12 protein-coding genes are annotated in these 15,967 nt (G+C 46.2%); 4 read left to right on the forward strand and 8 right to left on the reverse strand.

Translation table 11 applies throughout. The annotated features are described in order from the left end of the window. Positions 1–160: 160 nt before the first annotated feature. The 3 genes from AB4375_RS01125 to argC form a co-directional block, all read right to left on the reverse strand. Complete coding sequence (locus AB4375_RS01125) at positions 161–1,372, reverse strand: argininosuccinate synthase (RefSeq protein WP_017061137.1); 1,212 nt, start codon at positions 1,370–1,372, stop codon at positions 161–163. Between the two features lie 113 nt (positions 1,373–1,485). Beyond that, on the reverse strand, positions 1,486–2,274 hold the full coding sequence (argB, locus tag AB4375_RS01130) for an acetylglutamate kinase (protein WP_017063686.1): 789 nt from the start codon (positions 2,272–2,274) through the stop codon (positions 1,486–1,488). Positions 2,275–2,286: 12 nt separating this feature from the next. Next, positions 2,287–3,291, reverse strand: a complete 1,005-nt coding sequence (gene argC, locus AB4375_RS01135; protein WP_017063685.1) for an N-acetyl-gamma-glutamyl-phosphate reductase — start codon at positions 3,289–3,291, stop codon at positions 2,287–2,289. Positions 3,292–3,444: 153 nt separating this feature from the next. Here argC and argE point away from each other — a divergent pair, with 153 nt between their 5' ends. The 3 genes from argE to AB4375_RS01150 all read left to right on the forward strand — a co-directional run bounded on the left by argE (position 3,445) and on the right by AB4375_RS01150 (position 8,358). Beyond that, on the forward strand, positions 3,445–4,581 hold the full coding sequence (argE, locus tag AB4375_RS01140) for an acetylornithine deacetylase (protein WP_009848891.1): 1,137 nt from the start codon (positions 3,445–3,447) through the stop codon (positions 4,579–4,581). Between the two features lie 252 nt (positions 4,582–4,833). Further along, positions 4,834–7,470, forward strand: a complete 2,637-nt coding sequence (gene ppc, locus AB4375_RS01145) for a phosphoenolpyruvate carboxylase (protein WP_372050881.1) — start codon at positions 4,834–4,836, stop codon at positions 7,468–7,470. A gap of 348 nt (positions 7,471–7,818) precedes the next feature. Continuing rightward, the gene (locus tag AB4375_RS01150) at positions 7,819–8,358 is read left to right on the forward strand and encodes a PadR family transcriptional regulator (RefSeq protein ID WP_017061141.1); all 540 of its coding nucleotides are present in this window, start codon (positions 7,819–7,821) and stop codon (positions 8,356–8,358) included. A gap of 124 nt (positions 8,359–8,482) precedes the next feature. Here AB4375_RS01150 and metF read toward each other — a convergent pair whose 3' ends face one another. The 3 genes from metF to AB4375_RS01165 form a co-directional block, all read right to left on the reverse strand. Further along, positions 8,483–9,382, reverse strand: a complete 900-nt coding sequence (gene metF, locus AB4375_RS01155) for a methylenetetrahydrofolate reductase (protein ID WP_004729683.1) — start codon at positions 9,380–9,382, stop codon at positions 8,483–8,485. A gap of 297 nt (positions 9,383–9,679) precedes the next feature. Then, positions 9,680–12,091, reverse strand: coding sequence for a bifunctional aspartate kinase/homoserine dehydrogenase II (locus AB4375_RS01160; RefSeq protein ID WP_372050882.1), 2,412 nt, complete (start codon positions 12,089–12,091; stop codon positions 9,680–9,682). Positions 12,092–12,093: 2 nt separating this feature from the next. Further along, positions 12,094–13,275 (reverse strand): O-succinylhomoserine (thiol)-lyase, encoded by a 1,182-nt coding sequence (locus tag AB4375_RS01165; RefSeq protein WP_017063681.1) that lies wholly within the window; start codon positions 13,273–13,275, stop codon positions 12,094–12,096. A gap of 208 nt (positions 13,276–13,483) precedes the next feature. Here AB4375_RS01165 and metJ point away from each other — a divergent pair, with 208 nt between their 5' ends. After that, positions 13,484–13,804, forward strand: a complete 321-nt coding sequence (metJ, locus tag AB4375_RS01170) for a met regulon transcriptional regulator MetJ (protein WP_004415993.1) — start codon at positions 13,484–13,486, stop codon at positions 13,802–13,804. Positions 13,805–13,994: 190 nt separating this feature from the next. On the opposite strand, the gene AB4375_RS01175 is transcribed toward metJ, so the two are convergent. Both AB4375_RS01175 and rpmE read right to left on the reverse strand, forming a co-directional pair. Further along, positions 13,995–15,284, reverse strand: coding sequence for a malic enzyme-like NAD(P)-binding protein (locus tag AB4375_RS01175; RefSeq protein ID WP_017061144.1), 1,290 nt, complete (start codon positions 15,282–15,284; stop codon positions 13,995–13,997). A 334-nt stretch (positions 15,285–15,618) separates the two neighbouring features. Beyond that, on the reverse strand, positions 15,619–15,837 hold the full coding sequence (gene rpmE / locus AB4375_RS01180; RefSeq protein WP_004737142.1) for a 50S ribosomal protein L31: 219 nt from the start codon (positions 15,835–15,837) through the stop codon (positions 15,619–15,621). Positions 15,838–15,967 lie beyond the last annotated feature (130 nt).

The raw sequence follows: 15,967 nt of genomic DNA on the forward strand, positions 1-15,967 counted from the left end.
TATATGCCATCCGATAGGAAAAACCGAAGCTGATTTATTAGGCAAATAGAAAGTAAAAAGCCCACTCACTAATCAATAGTGAATGGGCTTTGCATAATAATGTCTGTTTACTAACCTTCAATCTTTCATCAAAGGCTAGCTCACTAACTCATTGTTAGGATTACTTTTGGCTATTCAAAGCACGGATACGGCTTGATAGCGAGTAAAGGCGGATGAAGCCTTCAGCATGGCTTTGGTCGTAAACTTCATCTTCACCAAAGGTTGCAAACTCTTCTGAGTACAGGCTGTTGTCAGAACGCTTCTGAGTCACCGTTGCATGGCCTTTGTAAAGCTTGATAACCACTTCACCATTCACGTCTTGTGCTAGCTCTTCTGTCGCGGCAAGGATTGACTTACATAGTGGAGTGAACCAACGACCATCGTATACAAGGTGAGAAGCCTTAACACCGAGCTCTTCACGGAATTCGAATGCCGCTTTATCAAGAACCAGTTGCTCTACTGCACGCAGTGCTTCCATCATGATTGTGCCACCCGGAGTTTCGTAACAACCACGAGACTTCATGCCAACAAGACGGTTCTCTACGATATCGATACGACCAACACCGTGCTTAGCTCCTTTTTCGTTTAGGTAAACCAGTGCGTTGTATGGCGTCATTGTTTCGCCATCAACCGCAACCACTTCGCCTTTTTCAACTTTAAGCGTCACTGTTTCAGATTCGTTTGGCGCTTGCTCAGGGTCTACCGTCCAAGCCCAGCAATCTTCGTTAGGTGCATTCCATGTGTTTTCTAGAACGCCGCCTTCTGTTGAGATGTGCCATGCGTTTGCATCACGCGAGTAAATCTTAGTAAGAGAAGCCGTACAAGGGATGTTACGCTCAGCCAGGTAATCTAGACACTCTTCACGACTCACTAGATCCCATTCACGCCATGGTGCAATTACGTGTAGATCAGGTGCTAGTGCAGCAAATGCGCCTTCAAAACGAACTTGGTCATTACCTTTACCAGTACAGCCGTGACACAGTGCGTCTGCACCTACTTTACGTGCGACTTCAACCTGTGCTTTCGCGATGATTGGACGCGCCATCGACGTACCTAGTAGGTATTTACCTTCGTAGTAAGCGCCCGTTTTCAGCGTTGGGTAGATGTAGTCAGCAACCATCTCTTCTTTAAGGTCTGCGATGTAACACTCAGATGCACCAGAAGCTTTTGCTTTCTCTTCGATACCAATCAACTCTTCGTCGCCTTGACCAACATCCGCAACAAACGCAACCACTTCACAGTCATAGTTCTCTTTCAACCATGGAATGATTACTGATGTGTCTAGACCGCCAGAGTAGGCTACTACAACTTTCTTTACGTTAACTTTGCTCATTTTCTTTCTCCTAGTTTCCATACTGCACATGGCGGTCAGCGTTGGAAATGACTTCATAATTATATGTTTATTTAATTTGTCTAAATTCTTTAAGTAGTGACTCGTTGTGAGACCTACTGAGGTAAAAACTGTGTTCCTATGCTTTTACCTGAAAACAGTTGTGTTAGCTTTTCTGGGTATCGCCAAGTGGCAACTTCGATTGGTCGTCCAAGGTCGTTAGCGGCTTCTAGTGCAGCTTGAACCTTAACGATCATGCCGTCGGTAATCACTTTGCCGGCAATAAGGTCATCGGCTTGCTGTTGATTAAGACTTGGAATGAGGTGGCCTTTGCCATCCAACACACCACTTACATCAGAAAGCAGTACCAGTTCAGCATCAAGTGCGCCCGCAACGGCAACCGCAGCTTGGTCGGCATTGACGTTCATCAGTTGACCTTGCTCAGTAAGACCAATTGAGCTAATGATTGGCAGTGCGCCCGCATTAAGAATCGCTTGCAGAACGGTTGAGTCGCCCGGCTCCGCTTTTCCTACCGCGCCCAGTTCAGGGTTCAGTTCGCTCACTTTGCATAAACCACCGTCTGCTAGGCTTAAACCAACGGCATTGATACCGTCTTTAATTGCCTGACCTTGAAGTAGTTTGTTGGCCGTGCCCGCTAGTGCACCAGCGATCACAGGGATCTGATCATAAGGAGTAACACGTAGCCCTTCTTTCTTAACGGTTTCTAGATTCAACTTATTCATCAAATCATCAACAAGGTAACCGCCACCGTGAACAATCACGATTGGTCGTTGTGCCTGTTGTTGGTAAGCAGAGATAGCACCAAATAACTTGCTAAGTGTTTCACCACAAGATAGCGCAGCGCCACCTAACTTTATGATTAATGGTTGATTATTAAGGCTCATATCTAGATTTCCTTACACTAACGCAGTTAATGGCGCAAAACCATAACGTAAATTTAAACACTGCATCGCTTGGCTAGATGCACCCTTTAATAAGTTATCAATCGCTGAAACAACGATGATGTGTTGACCTTGAACCTTCCAACCTAAGTCGCAGAAAGGCGTCTGCTCTACATCTTGAATTCTTGGCAGTGTCTCTTCGAGTAGTCTCACTGCTGGTTTACCTTGGTAAGCTTGTTCAAAGGCATCTTGTATCTGTTGTTCTGTCACGCCTTCAGCCAGTTTCATGGTGATGGTCGCTAAAATACCGCGCTTAAAGTTGCCGAGGTGTGGAGTGAAAATCACATCACATCCTAAATGTGCAGCCATTTCAGGTTGATGACGGTGATTGAAGACGCCATAAGCTTGCAGGCTTACTTCGCAGAAGCTGTTAACCATCGTCGCCTTGCGGCCTGCACCAGTCACACCGCTAGTCGCGTTAATCACTGGCCATTGGTTTTCATCCAGTAACTTGGCCTCAACCAAAGGTTTAATCGCCAGTTGTGATGCCGTTGGGTAACAACCCGCGACAGCGACAAGCTGAGCTTCTTTAATTTCTTGTTCGTTCCATTCCGCTAAACCGTAAGCCGCTTTGTCTAGCCATTGTTCGTGTTGATGTTCAAAACCGTAAAACTCTTGATAGAAGTTTTCGCCTTTAACTCTGAATGCACCCGATAGGTCGAAGACTTGGCAATCGTTCTCTAGAAAAATTGGCGCTAGGTCGTGACTGACTTCGTGTGCCGTTGCTAAGAAAATTACATCAGATTGTTTAGCTACTTCTTCCGGATTTGTTAAAGGTTGTACTGGCATATCAATCAAACCAGCTAACTTACCGTGCAGTGCCGCAATAGGTTTACCTGCGTCTACACTATTGGCTGAGACATATAAACCTGATAGCGTGAGCTCAGGGTGTCTGTTTATCATTAGAGCCAGTTCTGCTCCTGTGTAGCCGCTTGCGCCAATGATCGTGGTTTTCAACATCTCAACACATCCATTTTTGAGGTAAGTTACATTTCAAATTTGACTATTCATACTTAATTTTTAGCTTTATTTGATTTCTTATGCATTAAATATGATTTAATATGTGTTTTACCGACTTATGGTTTTCCTGTCAATAGTAGAAGTGAAGTTATTATGCAATTACCGAGTTTTCTTGAGGTCTACAAAGGCCTAATTTCCACAGACTCTATTAGCTCGACCGATCCAAGCTGGGATCATGGCAACGAGAAAGTGATCGAAAAAATGGCTCAATGGTTTAAAGACGTAGGCTTTAGCGTTGAAGTCGTGGAAGTCGAACCCGGCAAGCATAATATGGTCGCTAAGATGGGATCGGGCGAAGGTGGCTTGCTACTCGCAGGACACAGCGACACAGTGCCATTTGATGAAGGACGTTGGAACTTCGACCCTCACGCACTAACAGAACACAACAATCGCTTCTATGGATTAGGCACAGCCGATATGAAAGGCTTTTTCGCTTTCGTTTATGAAGCGGCAAAGAAGATGGATTGGAGCAAACAGACCAAGCCGCTATATGTATTGGCAACCTGTGACGAAGAGACCACCATGCTGGGTGCGCGTCATTTCACTGAAAATGCACCGTTTAAACCGGATTACTGCATTATTGGTGAGCCAACCAGCCTTGTGCCGATTCGTGGCCATAAAGGCCATGTTGCTAACGCTGTGCGAGTAACGGGTAAATCAGGTCACTCTTCTGATCCTGCATTAGGTGTCAACGCCATCGAGATCATGCATGAAGTGTTGTTCGCTTTAATGCAACTGCGTGACAAGCTAGTCAAAGAGTATCACCACCCGGGTTTCGCAATTCCAAGCCCCACTCTAAACCTTGGCCATATTCACGGTGGCGACAGCGCGAACCGTATCTGTGGTTGCTGTGAGCTGCACTACGATGTACGTCCTTTACCGGGTATCAGCTTAGATGGTTTGGATAACATGCTGCGCAGCGCACTCAAAGAAGTAGAAGCAAAATGGCCGGGCAGAATTGAGATTACGCCACTGCACGAACCTATCCCGGGTTACGAGTGCCAACATGACCATCCATTTATCGGTGGCATGGAATCAGTTTGCGAAACTGAATCACAAACCGTGAACTACTGTACAGAAGCACCTTTCCTTCAAGAACTTTGCCCAACCTTAGTGCTGGGTCCAGGCTCAATCGACCAAGCTCACCAACCAGATGAGTTCCTAAGCTTCGATTTTATCGATCCAACGATTGATGTTCTGAGTAAGTCGATCCGCAAATATTGTTTCTAGTTATTACTTTTCTTCCAATATTTTCGTATAAAAGCTACCCGAAAAGGTGGCTTTTATTCTGTTATCCCAGACACAGCCTGATCTTGTAATTAAATTTCACTTTAATTCCGAACTATTGGGAAATTTACTTCTCCCGCATTTCGAAAACTAATAATTGCAAACTTAGAATGCTTTATTTGACTAGATACAGCACTTTTCGCTAGATTGTGTACTTAACAAGGAACAATGGATGTAATTTTTTTACGAGGCAGGATGACAATGAACGAGAAATACGCCGCTCTCAAGAGTAACGTAAGCATGCTGGGACGCTTGCTAGGTAACACAATCCAAGATGCACATGGTGACGTTATCTTAGAGAAAGTGGAGACTATCCGTAAACTTTCCAAATCCGCCCGCGCAGGCAACAAAGCTGACCGTGACAGCCTAGTTGAAGAAATCAAAAACCTGCCGAACGAACAACTCACTCCTGTTGCTCGTGCATTTAACCAATTTCTCAACCTCACCAACATGGCAGAGCAGTACCACACCATCTCTCGCCACTGTGAGGAGCATGTTTGTGAACCAGACGTGCTGCAATCTCTATTTTCCAAATTAAACCAGAATGACATCAGCAAGCTAGACGCGGCTCAAGCCGTTCGCGACCTGAACATTGAACTCGTTCTGACTGCACACCCAACAGAAATCACTCGTCGCACCATGATCAACAAGCTAGTTAAGATCAACGAGTGTCTGTCTAAATTAGAATTAAGCGACCTATCACACAAAGAGCGCGTGAAAACCGAACGCCGCTTAGAGCAACTGATCGCTCAAGGTTGGCACTCAGATGTGATTCGTCAGCAACGCCCTACGCCACTTGATGAAGCGAAATGGGGCTTTGCGGTTGTTGAAAACTCACTTTGGGAAGCTGTACCAGATTTCCTACGTGAAATGGACGGCCGACTAAAAGGCTACCTTGGTGAAGGTCTACCAATTGATGCGCGCCCGGTACACTTCTCATCTTGGATGGGCGGTGATCGCGATGGTAACCCATTCGTAACGCACACCATCACTAAGGAAGTTCTGCGCCTATCTCGCTGGAAAGCCGCTGACCTTTACCTAGGTGACGTAAACGAGCTGATTACCGAACTATCGATGACTAAGTGTAATGATGCCGTTCGTGAACTAGCGGGTGATGAGCATGAAGCTTACCGAGCAATCCTAAAGAGCCTACGTACTCTGCTGAACAACACGTTAGAAGTGCTGGATGCAAAATTGCATGACACAGAGGTTCCGAAGAAAGAAACACTACAGAACATCGAGCAACTTTGGACACCGCTTTACGCATGTTACCAATCGCTGCACGAATGTGGCATGGGCGTAATCGCAGACGGTTCTCTGCTTGATACTCTGCGCCGCCTAAAAGCGTTCGGTGTACACCTAGTTCGTCTCGATGTTCGTCAAGAAAGTACTCGTCACTCAGATGTACTGTCTGAACTGACTCGCTACCTAGGCATTGGCGACTACGACCAATGGAACGAGCAAGACAAGATTGCTTTCTTAACCAATGAATTAAGCTCTAAGCGTCCGCTTCTTCCTCGCGATTGGGAGCCATCTGAACAGGTTAAAGAGGTTTTAGACACCTGCAAGGTTATTGCTGCTCAACCTCGTGAAGCCTTCGGTGCTTACGTAATTTCTATGGCTCGTACTGCATCAGATGTACTGGCTGTTCACTTACTACTGCAAGAATGTGGCTGCCCATACCGCATGGACGTATGTCCGCTGTTCGAAACGCTAGACGACTTGAACAACTCAGAAGCAGTAATGAAACAGCTAATGAGCATCGACTTGTACCGTGGCTTTATCCAGAACCACCAAATGGTGATGATCGGATACTCTGACTCAGCGAAAGATGCGGGCGTAATGTCTGCTGGTTGGGCTCAATATGATGCAATGGACAAACTGGTTAAGGTTTGTGATGAAGAAGGCATTGAACTGACTCTATTCCACGGTCGTGGCGGTACGGTTGGTCGTGGTGGTGCTCCGGCGCACGCTGCTCTTCTTTCTCAGCCACCTAAGAGCTTGAAAGGCGGTTTACGTGTAACAGAGCAAGGCGAAATGATCCGCTTTAAACTTGGCTTGCCAGACGTTGCTGTAAACAGCTTCAACCTTTACGCAAGCGCGATTCTAGAGGCGAACCTTCTGCCGCCACCTGAGCCAAAACAAGAGTGGCGCGACCTAATGGAAGTGCTATCTCAAGTATCTTGTGAGGCTTACCGCAACGTGGTTCGTGGCGAAGAGAAATTCGTACCTTACTTCCGTCAAGCGACACCTGAACTGGAGCTAGGTAAACTGCCTCTTGGCTCTCGCCCTGCGAAACGTAACCCGAACGGCGGCGTAGAAAGCCTACGTGCGATTCCATGGATCTTCTCTTGGAGCCAAAACCGTTTGGTACTGCCTGCATGGTTAGGCGCTGGTGAAGCGATTCAGTACTCTGTAGATCAAGGCCATCAAGCCCTGCTCGAAGAGATGTGTCGCGAGTGGCCGTTCTTCTCTACCCGTCTCGGTATGTTGGAAATGGTGTACTCGAAGTGCAACATGGAAATCGCTAAGTACTACGACCAACGCCTTGTTGACGAAGAGCTATTACCATTAGGTGAGTTACTGCGTGAACAGCTGCAAAAAGACATCAAAGCCGTGCTAAATGTTGAGAACAACGAGAACCTAATGCAGAGCGACCCTTGGGGACTTGAGTCAATCCGCCTACGTAACATCTACGTTGAGCCACTAAACATGCTTCAAGCTGAACTGCTTTACCGTACTCGTAAGTGTGAAACACCACCAGCAGAGCTTGAAGAAGCGCTAATGGTGACGATTGCAGGCATTGCAGCAGGCATGCGAAACACTGGTTAATTAGTGATTCCTACCATTCAACAGACAAAAGGTCGCCTAGTGCGACCTTTTTATTTCACAAAATAAGCAATACTGAGTTTTTTGTCAGTTTTTTGGGTTATTTTGTCCATGTATTCTACTTTATGCTTATTATTTAGATATACTACTGCTCCGCTGCGGAAACACTCCAAAAAATAATCTGCAGCATCTTGACCAATAAACTGGTCAACCTAGGTGATAAACGGCTTTGTAAGGTGACATAACCAACCGATGAGTTGGTGCTACTTAGACATAACCAATATAACGTGCCATTAGAAGCACACTTGTTGTTTAAGTATTTGTTTACTGTTTACCATTTGGATTTCAGACATGTCATTACCACACGTAATTCTAACCGTTTTAAGTACACGCGATGCTACTGGTTACGATATCACAAAAGAATTCTCCGCAAGCATTGGTTACTTCTGGAAAGCTAGCCATCAACAAGTTTACCGCGAGCTAAATAAAATGGCTCAGAACGACCAGGTAACTTGCGTGCTTGAGCCTCAAGAAGGCAAACCTGATCGTAAAGTTTACTCTATCACTGATGCTGGCCGTGGCGCGCTAGGTGAATGGTTTGAACAACCAACTGCACACCCAACCGTTCGTGACGAGTTCTCAGCTAAGCTAATGGCTTGTGCTGTACAACCTTCTGACGCTTACCGTGTACAACTTGCTGAGCTAGTAGAAGAGTCTCGCAAACTGGTTTCTCACTACCGTGAAATCGAAGCAGCTTACTACGCAACGCCATCGACACTAGACAAGCAAGCACGCCTTGAGCGTCTAACACTTCGTCGTAACCTACTTATCCGTGAAGCATGGATTGTATGGGCTGAAGAAGTACTGCTTGAACTTGGCGCTCTAGCTTAAGTTAAGCTAGAAAAGCAAAAGGCTTGAACTCTATGAGTCCAAGCCTTTTTTGTATCTATATGATTTGAAATGTTACTGCCAGAGGCTTTTTACAAGTGCTTAGGCTTTACTTCTTAGACTTTTCTTACAGCGCAGCGACTTGCGGACGAACACCTAGCGTATGGCAAAGTGCATAAGTCATTTCTGCACGGTTTAGCGTGTAGAAGTGGAAATCTTTCACACCTTCACGGCTCAGTGTACGAACCATATCAATTGCTTGGCTAGCACCAACAAGCTGACGAGTCGTTGGATCATCATCCAAACCTTCAAACTGCTTCGCCATCCAGCCCGGTACTTTTACGTTGTTCATCGCAGCAAAGCGAGATGCTTGCTTGAAGTTAGAAACCGGCAGAATGCCCGGTACAATCTCAACATCAACGCCAGCCGCTACACAGCGGTCACGAAAGCGTAGGTAGCTCTCTACATCAAAGAAGAACTGAGTGATGGCACGGTTGGCACCCGCATCCACTTTACGCTTTAGGTTAATAAGATCAGATTGAGCGCTTTTTGCTTCAGGGTGAACCTCAGGGAATGCCGCTACTGAGATATCAAAATCGTGGCGAGATTTAAGTAGCTCGACTAGGTCAGATGCGTACATCTCTGGCGCGCCGCCGCCTGCTGGAATATCACCACGTAGCGCAACAATACTCTCGATACCATTTGCCCAGTAATCGTCGGCAATTTGAATCAGCTCTTCACGGCTTGCATCAATACACGTTAGGTGCGGTGCAGCCACTAGGCCGGTTTGGTTTTTAATTTCTTTAATGATTGAGTGGGTACGGTCACGTTCACCCGAGTTTGCACCGTAAGTTACCGATACAAATTTTGGTTGAAGTGTTTTAAGGCGGTGAACAGAGTTCCACAGGGTCTCTTCCATCTTCTCACTGCTCGGTGGAAAAAACTCAAATGACACATTGATGTTGTCAGAAAGCTCAGCGATATTCTGATTTAAAGCGTCGATATGACTAGCGTGTGTGTATCCCATCTTACTCTCCCTGTGGCAAAAGCAACCACTAAAAACTCAAATCCTTAAACGACGTTTAGACGTCTATATGTCTGTAGAATGTATTGAATACGATTTAATGTCAACAGATCCATTATGAATTTTTCTCAAGTAGATCGTGAGTAAAACTCAAGTCGTTAGATGGGTCGCAAAGCAGAAATAATGTAGAAAAAAGGCTGAAAAACACATCGTGCTTTCAGCCTTATTTATCTTAGTGAATAGTATGCCATTTACGTACTAAAACAATTGATCTGAGTTTCAAACCAACCGATATGAGTATCAGAACAGGCTAGACATTCTGTTTAAATCAGATTGAATTGCACCTGCCGTTACTTCACGACCGGCACCTGGGCCACGAATAACCAATGGATTATCTTTGTACCATTTGCTCTCAATCGCAAAGATGTTGTCGCAAGGCAACAAGTTCGCCAGAGCATGTTCTTTAGACAGTGCTTCAACGCCTACGGTTGCCTTACCGTTCTTCTCCAAACGCGCTACGTAACGCAGAACTTTCTGTTGAGAGTGCGCTTTCTCTAAACGCTCAGCCAGCTCTTCGCTCAGTACAGAAGCTTTGTCGAAGAAGTCATCCACAGATAGATCTTGCAGCTCTGCAGGTACCAGTGATTCCACTTTTACGTTTTCAGGTTCGATATCCAAACCAGATTCACGCGCCAGAATCACCAGCTTACGCATCACGTCTGAGCCATCTAGGTCAGCACGAGGGTCAGGTTCCGTAAGGCCTTGTTGCCATGCTAAGTCAACCAACTCGCTGAACGGCACGGTGCCATCAAACTGTTGGAACAACCAAGACAACGTGCCCGAGAAAATGCCAGACAACGCAATGATGTCATCGCCACTTTCACGTAGGTCACGTACCGTGTGGTTAATCGGCAATCCAGCACCCACTGTCGCGTTGTACAACCAATGACGGCTGATCTTAGCGAAAGCATCTTGTACTTGATGGTAATACTCGCTCGATGCAGAACCTGCCACCTTGTTCGCCGAGATTAGGTGAATACCTTGTTGTGCGATTTGCAGATACTTTGCTGCAAGCACTGGGCTCGCAGTCACATCCAGAACCACTGCTTCGTCATAACCTTGAATAGAGCCCAAACGCTCTAACCAGTCGTTACCATTGTTAGCAATAGCTTCGTCGTCAAAGCGCTTACCTACCGAAGTCGCATCAATGCCTTGATCGTCAAACCAATAGGTTTGGCTATCAACCACGGCAACCAATTCAAAGTTCATTCCACGGCGCTTTTCAAGTTCCGCTTTTTGCTCAGCAAACAGGCTTAACCAGCTTGAACCAATATTGCCCTTACCACACAAGGCAATCGCAACACGCTTCTGCGCTTGGAACAGTTGAGAATGAATGCCTTTCACTAGACTTGATGTTTCACTCTTACGAATCACAGCCACCAAGCTTAAGCCTGAGTTCGCTTCTGAGATGAACTCAACCGGCGAGCTCTTAAGCTGCTGGTAGAAACCGTAGCAATGGTTAGGGTTCTTAGTCACACCCGCACCCACTGCAGCAATCAGAGAGAAACCTTCTTTTAGCTTAATTTCCGCTTCAATCGCATGGTCTTGGAGATATTCTAATGCACCACCAGCGATCTCTTCTGTGTAGGCAAGACGCAAACAGTGTTGATCCGGTTCAAGCTCATAAGCAAGCGGCTCAAGTTGAGCACGCTTAAGCCCTTCAAGCACTTCACTCTCTAGACGGTCGAAATCATGGCCGTGACCAAAGGTCAGTTGCACGATAAGCACTTCATCCAAAGAGGTAATGATTTTTGCGCCACGACCCGATGCCAGTACACGCTCTATCTGTGTAGAGCCCGCCTCCGGCTGATAGCTGCAGCGTAAGCTGAGATCCATAGCACTTTGAGCCACAGGCTGTAGCGTTCGGCTGTGAAGCACTGGAGCGGCAAGACGAGCCAATTCGCTGGCTTCATCAAGGCGAAGTAGAGGCAATAGACACGCATCTGAAACCAGACGAGGGTCAGCGCTGTAAACGCCTGCCACATCACTCCAAATCGTCACGCGTTCAACTTCAGCCAAAGCACCAATCACGGTTGCTGAGTAATCCGAACCGTTACGGCCAAGCAATACCGTTTCACCCTCGCAGTTCTGAGCCATAAAGCCGGTAATCACCACGCGGCAATGTGCATGCTGCGCCAAGGCTTCTTTGATCAGAGGGTAAGAACGTGCGCGGTCGACTTCAGGCTGAGCGCCCACTTCTGCACGTAAAAAAGCACGCGCATCTTGAGCAACGGCTTGTAAATCATGCTGGCACAACAAAGCCGCGAGTAGACGTGAAGACCAAACCTCACCGTGTCCAAGCACTTTTGCTTTTTGTGCTTCGCTCAAGGGAGCCGTTAGCTCACCCAAAGCGGTAAATTCTTGTTGAATGGTTGAAGTAAGTTGTGCGGCTGATTCACCCTCAAGCAGTGCTTCAATCAGATCGAGTTGGAACTGACGAAGTGCTTGTAGGCATTCATGGGCAATACGACCATCTTTGTCGAGCGCTTCAACAAATTCAATCAAACGGTTGGTTGTTTTGCCTGCTGCCGATACCACCACCAAATCAGATGCTAATGAGTATTCTCTAAGAATGTTGACCACGCGTTGGTAACATTCAGGATTCGCTAAACTGCTGCCACCAAATTTATGTAGCTGGCGAAAGGTTGCCATTATTAACCCTCCCCTTCAGCGATAAAGCGCTGTGTTCTTTCAAACGCTTGCTTGAGGTCATCGATTAGGTCTTCTGCATCTTCAAGGCCAACAGATAGACGCAGTAGTTGCTGAGAAACACCCGCTTCTGCTAAGGCTTCTTCACCCATCGCGCGGTGAGTCATCGACGCAGGGTGACAAATCAGGCTTTCAACACCGCCCAATGATTCTGCCAAAGAAAACAGCTCTAACTTATCAACAAAGTATTTAAGCGCCTCGAATGAGCCCGCAAACTCAAAACTGAGCATGGAACCAAAGCCCGATTGCTGTTTCTTCGCGATATCATGACCCGGATGTTCAGGAAGGCTTGGGTGGTAAATAGTGCCAACAAGATCTTGTTGCTGCAGAGACGCTAGAATTTCACGTGAGCTTTCTTCGTGAACTCGCATACGCGCACCTAGCGTACGAATACCACGTAAAGTCATGTAGCTATCAAATGGTGTGCCGGTCGCACCAATACAGTTGCCCCACCATGCTAACTCTTCAGCGTGTTCTTCTGTCTTAGTGACCACAACGCCACCAATAACATCTGAGTGTCCATTGATGTACTTAGTGGTTGAGTGGATAACAAAATCAGCACCCAGCTCTAAAGGCTTTTGGAACACAGGTGTCAAAAACGTGTTGTCGACAGCAACCAGAGCACCAACCTCTTTCGCTTTACGGCAAGTTTCTGCAATATCAACCACGCGAACCAGTGGATTCGATGGGGTTTCAATTAAGATCAACTTTGGCTTAAGCGCGAGCGCCGCATCCAGCGCTGCTTGATCCGATTGATCAACGAACAGAACTTTGAAGTCACCTTTTAGCGAGCGAGTGTTAAACAGACGGTAAGTACCGCCGTAGCAATCGTGCGGTGCAATAATAAGATCATCGCCGCCTAAGAAAGCCGAAACCCATAAGTTAAGCGCCGAAGTACCACAGTTAGTCACAACCGCGCCTTTGCCTGATTCAAGCTCAAACAGTGCCGTCTCTAATAAACCGCGGTTTGGGTTACCAGAACGGGTGTAATCGTACTTTGGCACTTCACCAAAAGCGGGAAACCCATAGTTAGTCGAAAGATAAATGGGTGGGACAACGGCATGGTGTTGCGTGTCTGACTCGATACCAGTACGTACTGCGATTGTTGCTGGCTTCCGGCTGCTCATAGGTGCTTCCTTACAAGTTTTGCGTCTGAGAATCACAGCGGCTTGTCGGCATTTTGCGGCTGTGTTAGATATATGTTATTCACTTTACTTTCATAAACGTGAGACGTCAACACTTCTAGACGTCTATATGTCTTTGCTTATGGCAGTAAATCCCGCTAAAATCACCACTATTAATTTATTCTAACAACTAAAGTGATGAAGGTACGCAATGGCCGACTGGAATGGTGAATACATAAGCCCATATGCTGAGCATGGAAAGAAAAGCGAACAAGTAAAGAAAATTACAGTTTCTATCCCTCTAAAAGTGTTAAAGGTTCTTACTGACGAGCGTACTCGCCGCCAGATTAATAACCTACGCCATGCAACAAACAGTGAGCTACTGTGCGAAGCCTTTCTACATGCGTACACAGGCCAACCACTACCAACGGATGAAGACCTTCGTAAAGACCGCCCAGACGATATTCCTGCTGAAGTGAAAAAGCTGATGACAGAGATGGGTATCGAGTTCGAAGCGTTTGACGAAGAATAAAAACAACTCAGTCACTGCCTTCATTATTGATTCGCTCTAGCTGAACCTTATTTATCACATCGCGCATAGCTTTTTATGATTGCGCTGTGAATGATAGACATAAAAAAACCGACTCCAGATGAGTCGGTTTTTTATTATTCTTTTTGGCTCAATAGAGCAACAGCTATTAAACTATTACGCTATTAAGGCATTAAGCCATGTAGTTAGCAGGCATCTCAATACGAGCTACGCCAGATTCAACAGCCGCTTCCGCAACTGCTCGTGCTACGCGAGGAAGTAGACGTGGGTCCATTGGCTTAGGAATGATGTAACCCTTACCGAACTCCAGTGCAGTCTCGCCCGCAGCTGCTAGTACTTCAGCTGGAACTTCTTCTTTCGCCAGTTCACGAATCGCTTTAACCGCCGCTAGCTTCATTTCGTCATTAATTTCGCTCGCACGCACGTCTAGTGCACCACGGAAAATGAATGGGAAACAAAGTACGTTGTTTACTTGGTTAGGGTAATCACTGCGGCCTGTACCCATGATTAGGTCAGAACGAACTTCGTGTGCAAGCTCAGGCTTGATCTCTGGATCTGGGTTTGAACATGCAAACACAACAGGCTTATCAGCCATCAGCGTTAGTGCTTCAGCAGGCAGTAGATTCGGCCCCGATACACCCAAGAACAGGTCAGCGCCTTCGATAACATCTTCAAGCGTACGCTTATCAGTGTTATTTGCGAACAGCTCTTTGTATTCGTTAAGGTCATCACGACGAGTATGGATCACACCTTTACGGTCAAGCATGTAGATTTTTTCACGCTGAGCGCCACACTTAATCAGTAGTTCCATACAAGCAACCGCCGCTGCGCCAGCACCTAAACAAACGATCTTACACTCTTCAAGTTTCTTACCTTGAAGCTCGATCGCATTCAGCATACCCGCTGCCGTTACAATCGCAGTACCGTGTTGGTCATCGTGGAATACCGGAACATCACAACGTTCAATCAGGCGACGTTCAATCTCAAAACAGTCTGGTGCTTTGATGTCTTCCAGGTTAATGCCGCCGAATGTATCTGCGATATTCGCAACTGTATCAACGAACTCATCGATTGTGCGGTGTTTTACTTCAATATCGATAGAATCTAAACCAGCAAAACGCTTAAACAGGAGCGCTTTGCCTTCCATAACAGGTTTAGAAGCAATAGGGCCAAGGTTACCTAGGCCAAGAATCGCTGTACCGTTAGAGATAACTGCAACCATGTTGCCTTTACCTGTGTACTTATAAACGTTATCAACGTTCTGTGCGATCTCGCGAACAGGCTCAGCCACGCCTGGGCTGTATGCAAGTGCTAGGTCTTCTGCAGAGTTTGCAGGCTTCGTCAGTTCTACGGCAATTTTGCCTGGAATTGGGAACTCATGGTAATCAAGAGCTTGCTGACGGAATTGTTCTTGAGGTGATAATTCTTGAGAGGATTGAGCTTGGCTGCTGTCTTCAGACATAGGTGTAGGTTCCTAGGATATTATTATTTGGGGGATCTTGTTCATGTTAATGGATGTACTTCAAAGTTCCTAGGTGGTTGAAGCCTCTGTCTCATTAAAAAACGAGATTTCACTACTAATAAGACCAGTGAGCAGTTGAAATTACTATCGCTTGTTGAAGTTTCGTGCTGAATTTTGGTGAAGAGAGATACGCAAGGAATTGCCCTGAAATAGAATAGAGAGGCAACTTATCGTTGGGTGAGAGTGATGCTTGAATAGAAGTCAGTGCTTTCTCAAATTACAGGCAACAAAAAAGGACACCGAAGTGTCCTTTTTCATGTCTAAATAGCGAGAATTACTTCTTGCTAGAAAGAGCACCGAAACGCTTGTTGAAGCGATCAACACGGCCGCCAGTATCTACGATACGTTGCTTACCAGTGTAGAACGGGTGACATTTGTCACATACGTCTAGGTGGATTGATTCTTTTGCTAGCGTTGAGTTGAACTCAAATGTGTTGCCGCAAGAACAAGTTGCAGTAACTGCTTTGTATTCTGGGTGGATTCCAGCTTTCATGGGATAACCTCAAGTAGGCCGTGTCGCTATACGATTCTAAGCCGCACACCACACGTAGTTTAAAAAAAGAAATAAAGACACCGCATCGACACAAAAGAGTGATGAAGCCATACCTTTAAGGCGCAGTATA

Source organism: Vibrio sp. 10N.261.51.C6, from assembly GCF_041471785.1.
Taxonomy (GTDB): domain Bacteria; phylum Pseudomonadota; class Gammaproteobacteria; order Enterobacterales; family Vibrionaceae; genus Vibrio; species Vibrio crassostreae_C.

Excerpts from the sequence above, each read along its gene's own strand:
- AB4375_RS01125 (WP_017061137.1), bottom strand. The coding sequence starts at position 1,372 with ATGAGCAAAGTTAACGTAAAGAAAGTTGTAGTAGCCTACTCTGGCGGT.
- argB (WP_017063686.1), bottom strand. The coding sequence starts at position 2,274 with ATGAGCCTTAATAATCAACCATTAATCATAAAGTTAGGTGGCGCTGCG.
- argC (WP_017063685.1), bottom strand. The coding sequence starts at position 3,291 with ATGTTGAAAACCACGATCATTGGCGCAAGCGGCTACACAGGAGCAGAA.
- argE (WP_009848891.1), top strand. The coding sequence starts at position 3,445 with ATGCAATTACCGAGTTTTCTTGAGGTCTACAAAGGCCTAATTTCCACA.
- ppc (WP_372050881.1), top strand. The coding sequence starts at position 4,834 with ATGACAATGAACGAGAAATACGCCGCTCTCAAGAGTAACGTAAGCATG.
- AB4375_RS01150 (WP_017061141.1), top strand. The coding sequence starts at position 7,819 with ATGTCATTACCACACGTAATTCTAACCGTTTTAAGTACACGCGATGCT.
- metF (WP_004729683.1), bottom strand. The coding sequence starts at position 9,382 with ATGGGATACACACACGCTAGTCATATCGACGCTTTAAATCAGAATATC.
- AB4375_RS01160 (WP_372050882.1), bottom strand. The coding sequence starts at position 12,091 with ATGGCAACCTTTCGCCAGCTACATAAATTTGGTGGCAGCAGTTTAGCG.
- AB4375_RS01165 (WP_017063681.1), bottom strand. The coding sequence starts at position 13,275 with ATGAGCAGCCGGAAGCCAGCAACAATCGCAGTACGTACTGGTATCGAG.
- metJ (WP_004415993.1), top strand. The coding sequence starts at position 13,484 with ATGGCCGACTGGAATGGTGAATACATAAGCCCATATGCTGAGCATGGA.
- AB4375_RS01175 (WP_017061144.1), bottom strand. The coding sequence starts at position 15,284 with ATGTCTGAAGACAGCAGCCAAGCTCAATCCTCTCAAGAATTATCACCT.
- rpmE (WP_004737142.1), bottom strand. The coding sequence starts at position 15,837 with ATGAAAGCTGGAATCCACCCAGAATACAAAGCAGTTACTGCAACTTGT.